Source organism: Neisseria sp. HMSC065C04 (assembly GCF_001815375.1).
In the GTDB taxonomy this organism is placed as follows: Bacteria; Pseudomonadota; Gammaproteobacteria; order Burkholderiales; family Neisseriaceae; genus Neisseria; species Neisseria flavescens_D.
The window spans coordinates 1-13,328 of record NZ_KV820384.1; the positions used below are offsets into that span (position 1 = coordinate 1).

Genomic DNA, 13,328 nt, shown 5'->3' on the forward strand with positions numbered 1-13,328 from the left:
GGATAGATGGAAAAAAGGCCGTCTGAAAGGTAATAAATCCAGTTGATTTTAATCCCCTTATCAACAAACCTTAAAACTCTCTCCAATTAAATTTTTAAGAAATTTGCGTGAATCAACTTCTAAATATAACTATTTTTTTAATAACTATACCGTCCGCTTATTTATGATACCATCCACTCATTTCTAATGAAAAAAGTACAAATTTAATGGAAAATACACACCTTCAAACTTAATTGCCTTTAAAAAAACGAATGCGCTCCTTTCTCCACATCCTCAAGAAAATCGGCAAAATAGCGCTGATTATCCCTATTTTTGCCCTATTGTATTTTTTATCTGCTTGGATGATGGCTTCGTTGCCTCTTAATGAAGAGCAGCCTAAAGGGGAAATTACTTTATTTTTAGTCAGTAACGGTGTGCATACTGATGTAGTCATGCCGCTGAAGAATGATATTTTTGATTGGTCGGATGTCGTCAATCCAAAAGACACGCTCACTGCTGATCCTCAGATAACGCATATCGGTTTAGGCTGGGGGGAGCGCAATTTTTATTTATACACGCCTGAGTGGAAAGATTTGACTTTCTCCAATGCGTTAGGTGCATTAAGCGGGCTGAACCGTACGCTGATTCATGTTACTTATTATCCTTTTGAACCACGAGAAAATAGCCACGTCGTCAAATTTTTGGTCACGCCTGAGCAATACAGGAATTTAACAAAATCGCTCTTGGCCGGTTTTCAACAAGAAAATGGGCAACCCATCTTGCTAAAAGGAATCCATCATCAGTCTAACGATGCTTTTTACGAAGCCAAAGGACGCTATCATTTATTCAATACTTGTAACACTTGGTTGAATGACAAATTGGTTGAAAGCGGCCTTAAAGGTGTGTATTGGACTCCTTTCTCTTCGCCCTTGCTGGAACAATACCGATAGCCTTCACGCTTCTCAATTTTTGGTCTATGTAAGACTTCAGGCCGTCTGAACATTTTCAGACGGCCTGTATTTTGATAAAAACCCAAAGCCCTTTATTATATAAATGAAATTTTTTAATAGCATTAAATATTAATTTTTACAAATAAACTAATTTTAAATTCTATAAAATAATTAAAATAAAGAAATTTTAGAATAAAATTGCTAAAACAAAAAACTAAGCCTTGTTTAATTCTGCTAAAACCTGTAACCTGTATCAAAAATAAACAAGAGAGTTCATCATGTCCCAACACCACCCTACCGACGATATTAAGATCAAGGAAGTCAAAGAGTTACTTCCCCCAATCGCACATTTGTATGAGCTGCCTGTTACGCCTCAGGTTGCCAATTTGGTTTATAAAACACGTCATGAAATTGCGGATTTGGTTCACGGCCGCGACAACCGTTTGCTGGTCATCATCGGCCCATGTTCAATTCACGATACCAAGGCGGCGGTTGAATATGCGCAAAAATTGCTGCCCTTGCGCAAAAAATATGAGAAAGAGCTGCTGATTGTAATGCGCGTGTATTTTGAAAAACCGCGTACAACCGTTGGCTGGAAAGGTCTCATTAACGATCCGCACTTGGACGGTACGTTTGACATCAACTACGGCCTACGCCAAGCGCGTCAGTTGTTGCTGACTTTGAACGAAATGGGCATGCCTGCTTCGACTGAATTCTTGGACATGATTACGCCGCAATACTACGCCGACCTGATTTCTTGGGGCGCGATTGGTGCGCGCACGACTGAAAGCCAGGTACACCGCGAATTGGCCAGCGGCCTCTCCTGCCCTGTCGGTTTTAAAAACGGTACGGACGGCAATCTGAAAATCGCCATCGACGCCATCGGCGCCGCCAATCATCCGCACCACTTCCTGTCTGTAACCAAAGCCGGTCATTCCGCGATTGTCCACACCAGCGGCAACCCTGACTGCCATGCGATTTTGCGTGGCGGTAAAGAGCCTAATTACAGCGCGGAACACGTTAAAGACGCGGTGGCACAGCTTCAAAAAGCCGGCGTGAGCAGCAACCTGATGGTGGACTGCAGCCATGCCAACAGCCGTAAAGACTTCCGCAAACAAATGGACGTGGCGCGCGATGTTGCGGCGCAACTGAAAGCCGGTGAAAAACACATTATGGGCGTGATGGTGGAAAGCCACTTGGTTGAAGGCCGCCAAGACAAGCCTGAAGTTTACGGTCAAAGTATTACGGATGCCTGCATCGGTTGGGATACGACTGAAGAATTGCTGGCCCTGCTTGCCGAAGCGAAAGGTTATCAAGCGTAAGTGCGACATCATTAAAAAGACCGGATATGTTCCGGTCTTTTTTGTGTCTGTCATTTTGATTTCTTCACTCGAGATACCGAGCAAATTTTAGTCAGGTTCAACATTAAAACAATATGAGAAAAAATTCAGGCCGTCTGAAAACCCGAACATTCAGGTTTTCAGACGGCCTCTCCTACTTTTCTTTTCAATTAAAACGTATGTTTAACCGTCGCAGTCACACTACGCGGCGTGCCGTAGACGTGAATATCCGGCATGGTGCGGTAGCGTTTGTTGAACACGTTTTCAAAGTCTAAACCGATGCGGGTGGATTTGCCGATTTTGTAATGCGCGGTCAAGTCCAGCGTAGCGTATGGGCGTTGGGTCAATGCAGCGGCGGCGGCCGGATTGATGTCTGCCGGGTATTCGTCCAGTGTGTGGCTGCGGCTTTGCCAGTTGACGTTGGCCCCCAGGTTCAAACGGTCGGTCACGTCATACGCGGTAAAGAGTTTGAACAAATGAACCGGATAAGACGGATGCAGTTGAACCCCTTCGCTGTCTTTGATTTTAGAACGTGCATAAGACGCATTCAGCAGCCATTTATCGCTCAGGCGGCCGCCGACAGAGAGTTCCACGCCTTTTGTTGTGGTGTTGTCGGCTGCACGGTAGTATTCCTCGCCATTCGCGAATTTGCCTGCGACAACGCCCAAATGGTCGCGTTTGTTCATAAAGACGGAGGCGGAAGCATTCAGACGGCCGTCAAACCATGAGGCTTTCAAACCGGTCTCGTAGGTTTTGCCTCGCTGCGGTTTGAGCGCTGCGCCGTCTTTGGTCAGGTAACGCACTTGCGGACGGAAAATGGTGGTGTAAGACGCATAGGCAGTCAGATTGTCGCCGATGTCGTAGGTTACGCCTAAATAAGGAATGAAAACATTTTGTTTGTGGCTGCTGTGTGCGAATTTGTTACGGCTGGTGCTGTAACGGTAACGCCAATCCACAAAACGGCTGCCGCCGATAAAGGCGAGCTTGTCGGTCAGTTTGAAACGGGTCGAGCCGTAAACCGACAGGTTTTTCATGCGTGAAAAACCATCGCGAAGATATGGCATATCGGGTTTGGCGATATTGCCGTTAAAGAGGCGCAAATCAGGAATCATCGACTCGCCCTCTTCATAGAAAGACAGGTTTTCTTTGTTGTCCTGATAGCTGATGCCGACATTGAACTCGTGCGAGCGGCCCAACGCCGGATAATGGCCGTCCAAGGCCAATGAAAAATTCTGGTCGCGGTATTTGCTGCGGTCGCGGTCGGATGTGAAAAGCGCAGAGTAATTGGTATTGATTTCGTATGTACCGGCAATGCCTGAAACGATGTCGTTTTTACCCGAAACATGGCTGTAATCACCAGTTAGTTTCCAGCCGTTGTCAAACTCATGGCTGAGGGAAGTGAATACTTCGGCACTGGTGTCTTTGCCGTATGCCCAGCGTGCGGAAGAATTGCTGCGCGGCGAAGACTCAAACGGTATGAATCCAGTACGGCGCGAACCTGCTGCGGTCAGATAGCTGAAACGCGAGCTGCCGGTATTGCGGAAACGGTGTATTTCCGTACCGAGGCGCCATTGGGTTTGCGGCGTAAGGTCGTAAGACAGAATGCCATAGAAAGTGTGATTATGGCGCGATGTGTTCGGCAGGTAATCGCCGCCGTGGTCGCTGACCAAAATGGCGCGGCCGCGCAAGGTATTGTCGGCATTCAGAGGATGATTGGCATCAAGGACGAAACGGTAGTGGTTCCACAAACCGACACCGGCTTCCACGCTGATGGCTGGCTTGGCAGTCGGTTTTTTACGTTCCAACGCAACCGTACCGCCCGGCTCGCCCATACCGCCGTTGGACAAACCGCTTGCGCCGCGCACTACTACGACTTGTTCGTACAATGCGCTGTCCAGATTGTTGGTGCCGCGGCGGATGGCTTTACCGTCGTAAAGGAATTTGGGCGCGCCGTCCACGGAAATGCTGTCAATCGCCTGACTGCGCGAAATAAATTGGCTGTGGCCGGAGACGTTGTTGCCCATTTTGCTGTGGAACACGCCCGGCGTTTGTTTCAACACGTCCTGCAAGGTATCCAAACCTTGGTCGTCCATTTGTTTTTCGGTAACGACAGACAAGGACTGCGGCGTTTCGCGCTGGGTCAGGCGGATGCCTGTCGCGGCGGAAGAAGCGGGAATGGTGTAGTTGGAAGTAGTCTGTTTTCCGACACCTTGGACGGTAACTGTCGGCAAATCGACACGTTCTTGCGGCTGGTTATTTTCTACTTCGGTTGCGAAAGAATACGCCGAACACAAAGCCAGACTGACGGCAAAGCTTAATTTGCCATAGGGAAATACGGGTAGTGACATAGCTTCTCCAGTTAGCTGATGTTTTAATTTGGTGGCAGATTCTATCAAAAAGATGTAGTCCGATGAAACTATGTTTCAATCCCTATTTTCTAAGTAGTTTGTTTAATTAGAAATATTTATTTGTTTGCTAGTTATAAATAACTAAAAAGGCCGTCTAAAAACTGAATCATCAGGTTTTCAGACGGCCTCAATCTTTTTATTACAAAAAATCAGTCTGCCAATTTTCGTGCCAATTCTGCCAAACGTTTACCTTGTGCAAAGGCAATGTCGTTCTCTTCGGCGGTCAATGCCGGCTTGCTGTCGTGGCCGGAAACATGGCTTGCGCCGTAAGGCGTACCGCCGCTTTGGGTATTGCTGAGCGCGGACTCGGTATAGGGAATGCCGCTGATGACCATGCCGTGGTGCAACAGGGGCAGTATCATGGTCAGCAGGGTAGTTTCTTGGCCGCCGTGCAGCGAAGATGTGCTGGTGAATACGGTGGCAGGCTTGCCGACGAGTTCTGCGCCGAGCCAAAGGGGAATGGTGCCGTCGATAAAGTATTTCATCGCGGCGGCCATATTGCCGAAACGTGTCGGGCTGCCGAGCGCGAGACCGGCGCAATTTTTGAGGTCGTCGGCAGTCGCGTAGGGCGCGCCTTCGTCGGGAACGGCTTTTTCAACGGCTTCGCAAACGGTGGAAACTTTGGGCACGGTACGCAATACGGCTTCGCAACCGTCCACGCTTTCGATACCGCGTGCGATTTGGCGGGCAAGGTTGCGCGTGCTGCCGTTTTGGGAATAAAAGAGGACGAGGATTTTCAGGGGATTTGGGTTCATTTGGGGTTTCCGTTACAATGCTGTCAGGTTTCAGACGGCCTTTTGAATACTCGGGCCGTCTGAAAAGAAAAATTTCTATTCAAAAGTGGGAAAAGGTTATGCCGTTTTCGCAATGGTGGCAAGATTTTTTGAAAAGTAAGGGCGTGGCGTTTGCTTGGTTTGTCGTGCGCCGTTTTGATGACGAGCGTGTGCCGCAGGTGGCGGCAAGCATGACGTTTACGACGCTTTTGGCTTTGGTGCCCGTATTGACGGTGATGGTCGTCATCGCTTCGGCCTTCCCCGTTTTCGACCAATGGTCGGGGGAATTTGTCTCTTTTATCAACCGCACCATTGTGCCGCAGGGTGCGGACATGGTGTTCGACTACATCAATGCGTTCCGCGATAAGGCCACCAAGCTGACGGCCATCGGCAGTGTGATGTTGGTCGTAACCTCGCTGATGCTGATTCGGACGATAGACAATGCGTTCAACCGGATTTGGCGCGTCAATTCGCAACGGCCCTGGATGATGCAGTTTTTGGTGTATTGGGCGTTGCTGACGTTTGGGCCTTTGTCTCTGGGCGTGGGCTTGTCGGTCGTGATCGGTCAGGTGCAAGTGGTGGGCGGCTCGGAATGGCTGAGGGTTATCACTACGGTTTCATTTATTACGCTGCTGCTGTGGGGCTTGTACCGCTTTGTGCCCAACCGTTTCGTGCCTGCCAGCCATGCTTTGGTCGGCGCGGCTGTAACGGCGTTTTGCTTGGAAACGGCACGCTTTTTGTTCGCTTGGTACATGGGCAACTTTGACGGCTACAAATCAATTTATGGCGCATTTGCCGCTGTACCGTTTTTCCTGTTGTGGCTCAACCTGTTATGGACGCTGGTATTGGGCGGCGCGGTTTTGACCTCGTCCCTGTCCTACTGGCGCGGCGAAGCGTTCCGCCGCAGTCTGGATGCGCGCGGCCGCTTTGACGATGTATTGAAAATCCTGCTGCTGCTCGATTCTGCCCAACAAAACGGCAAGGCATTGCCGGTGCAGGAGTTCAGACGGCATATCAATATGGGCTTCGACGAATTGGGCGAGCTTTTAGAAAAACTGGCGCGACACGGTTATGTCTATTCCGGCCGTCAGGGCTGGGTCTTGAAAATGGGGGCGGAGTCCATCGACTTGGCAGAGCTGTTCAAACTCTTCGTCTACCGTCCGCAAACGCTTAATAAAGACAAGGTCAATCAAACGGTTGACCACATTATGCAGCCCTGCTTGGAAACCTTGAATATGACGCTGGCCGAGTTCGGCGCCCATACGAAAAAACAATCCTCTTAAACCTGACGCCGTCTGAAACCAAAAATATCAAGTTTCAGACGGCCTTTGCTATAATCGGCACACTACTGAATACTACATTCGACCTACAAGGAAAAATAGATGAAAACACCAGCCCTACTCTCGCTGCTTGGTTTGATTCCATCTGCCGCCTTTGCCGCCCACGGCGTAGGCCTTGGCCAACCACCCAAATATCCGGCCAACTTCACCGCTTTCGAATACGTCAATCCCAACGCCCCAAAAGGCGGCTCATTTACCACGCCTTTCCTCGGTGCTTTTGACACGCTCAACCCCTTTACCCTCAAAGGCAATCACGAATACGGCATCAGCATGCTGACGCTCGACACCCTGACCGAGCAAAGCATGGACGAACCTTACGCCGTTTACGGGCTGATTGCCGAAGACATCGCCCTGGCGCCGGACGGCCTTTCCGTTACCTTCAAAATCAACCCCAAAGCCAAATTCCACAACGGCGACCCCGTTTTAGCCAAAGACGTTGCCGCTTCATTTAACATCCTGACCAAAGACAAAGCCGCCGCCCCCATGTACCACTTCTACTGGAGCGACGTGGCCAAAGTGGAAACGCCCAACGACCGCACCGTCGTGTTCCGCTTCAAGCAGCGCAACTCAGAATTGCACATGATTCTCGGCAGCCTGCCCGTCTTCTCGCATAAAAGCTATCCCAAAGGCCTGGCAGCCGCGCCCAACAGCCTGCCCATTGGCTCCGGCCCCTACCGTTTTGCCAAAGCCGAAAACGGCCGCATCAGCGAGTTTGTCCGCGACAAAAACTACTGGGCGCAAAACCTGCCCGTGCGCAAAGGCCGCTACAACTACGACCACATCCGCATCAAATACGTCAAAGACGAAGTTGTCCGCATCGAAGGGCTGAAAGGCGGCCAATATGACTTCGTACAAGAAAACGTCGCCCGCAACTGGGCGCGCGCCTACTCCGACGAAGTCCTCAAAAAACGCAATCTGTCCAAACACGAATGGGTACAAAACAGCACAGCCGGCATGCAAGGCTTCGTCATCAATATGCGCCACAAGCCCTTGGACAATATTTACGTCCGCCGCGCCTTGATTGAAAGCTTCGACTACGAAAGCGTCAACAGCCGCATCTTCTACGGCGCATACCGCCGCACCGACAGCTTCTTCACCAACAGCACCATGGCCGCAACCGGCAAGCCTGACAGCGCAGAAACTGCATTACTCAAATCATTGGGCACCAAGCTGCCCGACGGCGTATTGGATCAAGACGTCCCTATGCCGCCGGTTACCGACCCCAAACTGGGCGTGCGCCCGAACCTGCTCAAAGCACGCGCCTTGCTTGAAAAAGGCGGCTATCAATACAAAAACGGCAAAGCAGTCGACAAACAAGGCAAACCGCTGACCTTTGAATTCCTCGCCCCAAGCAAAAACTACGAACGCATTACCGCCAAATGGCAGCGCGACCTTGCCAAAATCGGCATTACCATGAACGTGCGCACCGCCGATTCCGCCGTGTACCAAAAACGCATGAACGACTTCGATTTTGACGTAACCACCGGCTACTACGGCAACAGCGAAAGTCCCGGCAACGAGCAATACGACTACTTCAGCTGCGCCGCCGCCAAAACCGAAGGCAGCCGCAATCTATCTGGCGTCTGTCATCCTGCGGTCGAAAAACTGCTGACCCATTTCAACAGCTTTACCAACCGCCAAGAGCTGCAAACCACCTCGCGCGCACTCGACCGACTGATCCGCCACCAATACACCATCGTTCCAAACTGGTTCGCCGACCGCTACCGCGTCGTGTACCGTAACGATGTAGGCATTCCGTCCAAGCTGCCGAAATACTACGACCCCATCACCTTCGCCATGACCGCAGGCTGGAAGAAAAAGTAGTTGCATTTCGACAACACGTACAAGCGTCTGACAAGCCCTTAGTGTGTAGTCCTAAGCATATAATCATAAAACCTTGTTGTTTGTTTAAAAACAATCAATCGACTGATTTCAAACAAACATAAAAGAAAAAAACAACTTAAAACCAAATCAAAGGCCGTCTGAAACATCCGTCAGCAAAATCATCTGCAACGGAACATTTCAGACGGCCTTTTCGTCTCTTTTCAATCCATTTTCGCAACCGAAGCAAAATATCGAAAATGAACAAAAAAATTGTAAAACAATGCCCTCAAATTTTACAAAACCGTGTACACTTCAAGGTAAGGATTTGAATTATAAGGTTAATCTTAATAAAAACTACAATCATCCAAATTTAACCTAAATCAAGCATTCATATAACAGACAAAAGGAACAATAATATGGAAATCAAGCGTCTCTCTACCATTCTCAAACTGATTGCCAACCCCGAACGTATGGCCATCCTTTTTCTACTGCTTGACGGCGACCGCAGCATTACCGAACTGGCACAAGCGCTCGACTCCTCCCCAACCGGCATTGCCAACCACCTCGCACGCCTGCGCACCGAAGGCATCATCGATTTCACGCGCTACCACCGCATCATCGAATACCGCATCATCTCCGAAGAAGCCACCACCATCCTCAATACCCTGCGCACGCTCAAAGACCAAGCCGAATAAACAAATTATTCCACATCACAACATCAAGGCCGTCTGAAACATCAGCTTTCAGACGGCCTGCCCCTTTCAGCCCATATCGAAAAATAAACCAATCCGCTATACAATACCGCCCATGCCCACAGGCGCAATCCGCCGCCTTCCCACCCAACAGCACACACGGAAACATCATGAAAATCGCCACTTGGAACGTCAATTCCCTCAACGTCCGCCTGCCCCAAGTACAAAACTGGCTGGCCGACCACCAAGCCGACATACTCGCCTTACAAGAACTCAAACTAGACCAAGACAAATTCCCGGCCGCTGCCCTGCAAATGATGGGCTGGCACTGCGTCTGGAGCGGCCAAAAAACCTACAACGGCGTCGCCATCATCAGCCGCTACGAACCACAAGACGTACATTGCGGCCTGCCCGCCCTCCCCAACGACCCGCAACGCCGCGTCATCGCCGCCACCATCAACGGCGTGCGCGTCATCAACGTCTATTGCGTCAACGGCGAAGCCCTGGACAGCCCAAAATTCCAATACAAAGAACAATGGTTTGCCGCATTGACCGAATTCGTCCGCGCCGAAATGGCCGCCCACCCCAAACTCGTCCTGCTCGGCGACTTCAATATCACCCCGGCCGATGCCGACTGCTACGACCCCGAAAAATGGCACGAAAAAATCCATTGCTCCTCCATCGAAAGACAATGGTTTAAAAACCTGCTCGACCTCGGTCTGACCGACAGCCTACGCAAAATCCACCCCGAAGGCGCGTTCTACACATGGTTCGACTACCGCGGCGCCATGTTCCAACGCAAACTCGGCCTGCGCATCGACCATATCCTCAGCAGCCCTGAACTTGCCGCCACCCTTACCGACGTCACCGTCGACTTAGAAACCCGCGCCCAAGAACGCCCCAGCGACCATGCGCCGGTAATTGCAGAGTTTGACTGTTAGATTTTGAAGCAATATAGACAATAAGGCCGTCTAAAAACTGGATTTCAGACGGCCTTGGTATTGTGCACAATAAAATATAGATTGAATTCTCAAATCTATTTGTTTTTGAGATTACAATAAGAACAAAGTTTGAAGATTTAGGAGTACATATGTTACTAGATATTAATGAGGATTTTAAATTAGTCTATGATCTTTCTATTGAAATAGAAAGAGATCCAAGCTTTATGCATCTGGTTCAACAAGTAACCCTAGACCCCAATAAGCCGCATGTTGGTTTAAAAGGGAATTTAGGGTTATATGGATCTGAACTCTGGTGGGAAAATATAAAAAACAAAGTGATGAAAACAAATATTATTAGAGGAGTAATAAAAAGATGCTATAAAGCAGGCCAAGATAGCCAAGACTCAGTTAATTCATTCGAACTGATATTGCCTGATGGCCGAACATGGAATGAAAGTATCTATACAAATAACAGAAAAGATATTAACCTTTTTAAAATTGGTCATGAAGTTATTATATTTTATGCACATGATGAAATAAAACCATCTAATGGTATTAATGAACAAATAAGATATGCTGATACAGTTATTGAAATGGCTATATCAAAAAATGTTGTTATGGGCTACGCTGATAAATCTAGGTTTGTAAGATTTTTAATGTCTTTACGTCTATTGAAAACCAAAATATGAAAAAAGGTCGTCTGTTAATATTCAGACGACCTTCTTATTTTTACCTTTCAGACGGCCTTTAATATCACCCATCAACCCAACGTTACCATCTCAATCTGCTCCATACTTCTGCCTAAGAAGCGTTCGCCGATGGTGCGGAAACGCAGTGGGATGTCGCTGACGTAGAAGCGGTAATCCGGATTGTCGTTTTCTGTATTTAGCAAACCTGCTTGCGCCAAGGCTTTGGCGGTGGCTTCGGCAGTGGTGATGGCGGAATCGACCAAGGTGACGTTTTGTGCTTCGCGGCCGATAAGCGGTTTGAGCAGTGGGAAGTGGGTACAACCCAACACCAGCGTGTCGATGTCGTCGGCCAAGAGTGGCTTCAGGTACTCGCGTACGGTCAGGCGGGTGACTTCGTGATCGAGCCAGCCCTCTTCTACCAATGGCACAAGCAAGGGCGCGGCTTGTGTGCGCACCAGCGTGTCATTGTTTTTCGAATGGATAGCGCGCGCGTAGGCATTGCTGTTGACGGTGGTATTGGTCGCGATAATGCCGATTCGGTTGTTTTTGGTGGTTTGCAAAGCGGCTTCCGCACCGGCTGAGATAACGTCCAATACGGGCATATTGCCTGCTTTTTGGCGGATTTTTTGTCCGGCAACGGCGGCGATGGTGTTGCACGCGATGACGAGTGCTTTGACATCGTTTTCCAGCAGGAAATCGACAATCTGCATGGCGAAGGTTTCGATGGTAGCGCGGGATTTGGTGCCGTAGGGAACGCGTGCGGTATCGCCGAAATAGATGATGTTTTCCATCGGCAGGCGTTCCATCAGGGCGCGGACGTTGGTCAAGCCGCCGACGCCGGAATCGAATACGCCGATGGGGCGTTGTTTGCTGGTACTCATGGTTAATTTCTTCAATATAAAGTTGAGGCCGTCTGAAACCGTTTTTCAGACGGCCTGAAGGTTAAACATATTCTTTTTTATCGTTTTCTACCCAAGCCTGATGCGAGCAAATCCACAACAGCACGATACCGCATATAGTCGAACTCAACATCATACCGGCCATTACCAAGGCAGAACCATTATGCAGCCAAGTCGTTGCCATGCCAACCGATGCGCCGATGAGGGATTGGAACACGCCTAAAACCGCATTTGCGCTGCCGCCCTCTGCACTGAAATAGCTCATAAAGCAGGCTTGAGTGTTCGCACCGACCAAGCCTTGCGTACCGACTGAAAACATCACGCACAGCACCAAAGCCCACAAAGGCGGCAAAGACAGCGACAACACCAAAACCGCCATCAGCAGATTGGCGGTAAATTGGACAATAATGCCCCATTTGAGGATGTTTTGCGGATGTGTACCGGTTTTCAAACGCCATGCGGTAATGCGGTTAAACGACATCATGGTAATGATATTGAGCGCAAATATCCAAGCATATTGGTTTGGTGAAACATGATACAGTTGTTGGTACACAAACGACGATTCGGTCAAAAAGGCAAACATCGAACCGAAACTGAAAGCTTGGAAAAACAAATAGCCCATCGCGGCGCGCGTCCTCAAAACGCGTTTAAACCTGCCGGCCACCACGCCGAACACGTCCATGCTGATTTTGCCTTTTTGGTGCGGCTTAGGTAGGAAATACCACATCAAACCCCAAAGCAGCAGCGAATAGCAGGCCAGAAAACCGAAAATCATGCGCCAGCCGCCCAAATTCTGCAAGCCTGCACCAATCATCGGCGCCAGCAGCGGCACAATCATCAGAATAATGCCGATTAAGGCAAACATCTGCGCGGCTTTGCGTCCGGAATAATAATCGCGCACCATCGCGCCGGAAATCACCACGGTCATCCCCGCGCCAAATGCCTGCAAGGCACGCAAGTTAAGCAGCTGCTCAACATTATTCACCATCGTCAAACCGACAACGGCGGCAAAGTAAATGCTCAAGCCCACCAAGGCGACAGGTTTGCGGCCTTTAATATCCGAAATCGAACCGCCGACCACCTGACCAAACGCCACGCCAAACATAAAAAAGCTCAGGCTTTGCTCAATACGGTGGATGTCCGAACCCAGCGACTTCGCCATTTCGGGAATCGCAGGCAGATAAGCATCGACAGAAAACGGCATCAGCGCGACCAACATCGCCATCAGCACGGCCATGGTTTTTTCGCCCAAAGGGGCTTGTTGTGCAGTCATTCCGACTTTCGCTTTCGTAAAAAATATTCAAAAAACAAAGAAAACAACCGCCTTGTCAGACGGTTGCAGATTGGATGGAATTATAGCAGATTTCAACCTTGTCCAATCACTGCAAAAAAACCTTTGCAAAACTTAAGGCCGTCTGAAACTTTGCTTGGTTGAATCCCCTCGCCGCAAACGTTAAAATGCTTGTTTTTTAAGACAACAAATTGTTTCACAT

11 protein-coding genes are annotated in these 13,328 nt (G+C 49.3%); 7 read left to right on the forward strand and 4 right to left on the reverse strand.

The genetic code is table 11. The features are described 5' to 3' along the window. The first annotated feature begins 251 nt into the window (after window positions 1-251). Window positions 252-929, forward strand: a complete 678-nt coding sequence (locus HMPREF3022_RS01500) for a TIGR02117 family protein (RefSeq protein ID WP_049332207.1) — start codon at window positions 252-254, stop codon at window positions 927-929. A 278-nt stretch (window positions 930-1,207) separates the two neighbouring features. Continuing rightward, window positions 1,208-2,251 carry a 3-deoxy-7-phosphoheptulonate synthase AroG gene (gene aroG, locus HMPREF3022_RS01505; RefSeq protein ID WP_070765032.1) on the forward strand — a complete coding sequence of 348 codons (1,044 nt, stop codon included), beginning with the start codon at window positions 1,208-1,210 and terminating at the stop codon, window positions 2,249-2,251. A 188-nt stretch (window positions 2,252-2,439) separates the two neighbouring features. On the opposite strand, the gene HMPREF3022_RS01510 is transcribed toward aroG, so the two are convergent. Continuing rightward, the gene (locus tag HMPREF3022_RS01510) at window positions 2,440-4,617 is read right to left on the reverse strand and encodes a TonB-dependent siderophore receptor (RefSeq protein ID WP_070765033.1); all 2,178 of its coding nucleotides are present in this window, start codon (window positions 4,615-4,617) and stop codon (window positions 2,440-2,442) included. Between the two features lie 209 nt (window positions 4,618-4,826). Continuing rightward, window positions 4,827-5,432 carry an NAD(P)H:quinone oxidoreductase gene (wrbA, locus tag HMPREF3022_RS01515; protein WP_070765034.1) on the reverse strand — a complete coding sequence of 202 codons (606 nt, stop codon included), beginning with the start codon at window positions 5,430-5,432 and terminating at the stop codon, window positions 4,827-4,829. Window positions 5,433-5,530: 98 nt separating this feature from the next. Between wrbA and HMPREF3022_RS01520 the strand changes: the two genes are divergently transcribed. From HMPREF3022_RS01520 to HMPREF3022_RS01540, 5 genes are all read left to right on the forward strand, one after another. Next, on the forward strand, window positions 5,531-6,733 hold the full coding sequence (locus HMPREF3022_RS01520) for a YihY family inner membrane protein (RefSeq protein WP_070765035.1): 1,203 nt from the start codon (window positions 5,531-5,533) through the stop codon (window positions 6,731-6,733). A gap of 99 nt (window positions 6,734-6,832) precedes the next feature. Beyond that, on the forward strand, window positions 6,833-8,614 hold the full coding sequence (locus HMPREF3022_RS01525) for an extracellular solute-binding protein (protein WP_070607349.1): 1,782 nt from the start codon (window positions 6,833-6,835) through the stop codon (window positions 8,612-8,614). Between the two features lie 416 nt (window positions 8,615-9,030). Then, on the forward strand, window positions 9,031-9,309 hold the full coding sequence (locus HMPREF3022_RS01530; RefSeq protein WP_049331758.1) for an ArsR/SmtB family transcription factor: 279 nt from the start codon (window positions 9,031-9,033) through the stop codon (window positions 9,307-9,309). A gap of 167 nt (window positions 9,310-9,476) precedes the next feature. Further along, window positions 9,477-10,247: an exodeoxyribonuclease III gene (gene xth, locus HMPREF3022_RS01535; protein ID WP_049331756.1), complete on the forward strand. Its 771-nt coding sequence runs from the start codon at window positions 9,477-9,479 to the stop codon at window positions 10,245-10,247. A gap of 149 nt (window positions 10,248-10,396) precedes the next feature. After that, entirely contained in the window at window positions 10,397-10,936 is a 540-nt protein-coding gene (locus HMPREF3022_RS01540; protein ID WP_049331754.1) for a hypothetical protein, read from the forward strand. Window positions 10,937-11,007: 71 nt separating this feature from the next. On the opposite strand, the gene murI is transcribed toward HMPREF3022_RS01540, so the two are convergent. Together murI and HMPREF3022_RS01550 are read right to left on the reverse strand one after the other, a co-directional pair. Then, on the reverse strand, window positions 11,008-11,817 hold the full coding sequence (gene murI / locus HMPREF3022_RS01545; RefSeq protein ID WP_049331752.1) for a glutamate racemase: 810 nt from the start codon (window positions 11,815-11,817) through the stop codon (window positions 11,008-11,010). Window positions 11,818-11,878: 61 nt separating this feature from the next. After that, a complete protein-coding gene (locus tag HMPREF3022_RS01550; protein ID WP_049331748.1) occupies window positions 11,879-13,108 on the reverse strand; it encodes a multidrug effflux MFS transporter in 1,230 nt (409 codons plus the stop codon). Between the last annotated feature and the right edge of the window lie 220 nt (window positions 13,109-13,328).

Coding starts and splice junctions, on each gene's coding strand:
- HMPREF3022_RS01500 (WP_049332207.1), top strand. CDS start 252: ATGCGCTCCTTTCTCCACATCCTCAAGAAAATCGGCAAAATAGCGCTG.
- aroG (WP_070765032.1), top strand. CDS start 1,208: ATGTCCCAACACCACCCTACCGACGATATTAAGATCAAGGAAGTCAAA.
- HMPREF3022_RS01510 (WP_070765033.1), bottom strand. CDS start 4,617: ATGTCACTACCCGTATTTCCCTATGGCAAATTAAGCTTTGCCGTCAGT.
- wrbA (WP_070765034.1), bottom strand. CDS start 5,432: ATGAACCCAAATCCCCTGAAAATCCTCGTCCTCTTTTATTCCCAAAAC.
- HMPREF3022_RS01520 (WP_070765035.1), top strand. CDS start 5,531: ATGCCGTTTTCGCAATGGTGGCAAGATTTTTTGAAAAGTAAGGGCGTG.
- HMPREF3022_RS01525 (WP_070607349.1), top strand. CDS start 6,833: ATGAAAACACCAGCCCTACTCTCGCTGCTTGGTTTGATTCCATCTGCC.
- HMPREF3022_RS01530 (WP_049331758.1), top strand. CDS start 9,031: ATGGAAATCAAGCGTCTCTCTACCATTCTCAAACTGATTGCCAACCCC.
- xth (WP_049331756.1), top strand. CDS start 9,477: ATGAAAATCGCCACTTGGAACGTCAATTCCCTCAACGTCCGCCTGCCC.
- HMPREF3022_RS01540 (WP_049331754.1), top strand. CDS start 10,397: ATGTTACTAGATATTAATGAGGATTTTAAATTAGTCTATGATCTTTCT.
- murI (WP_049331752.1), bottom strand. CDS start 11,817: ATGAGTACCAGCAAACAACGCCCCATCGGCGTATTCGATTCCGGCGTC.
- HMPREF3022_RS01550 (WP_049331748.1), bottom strand. CDS start 13,108: ATGACTGCACAACAAGCCCCTTTGGGCGAAAAAACCATGGCCGTGCTG.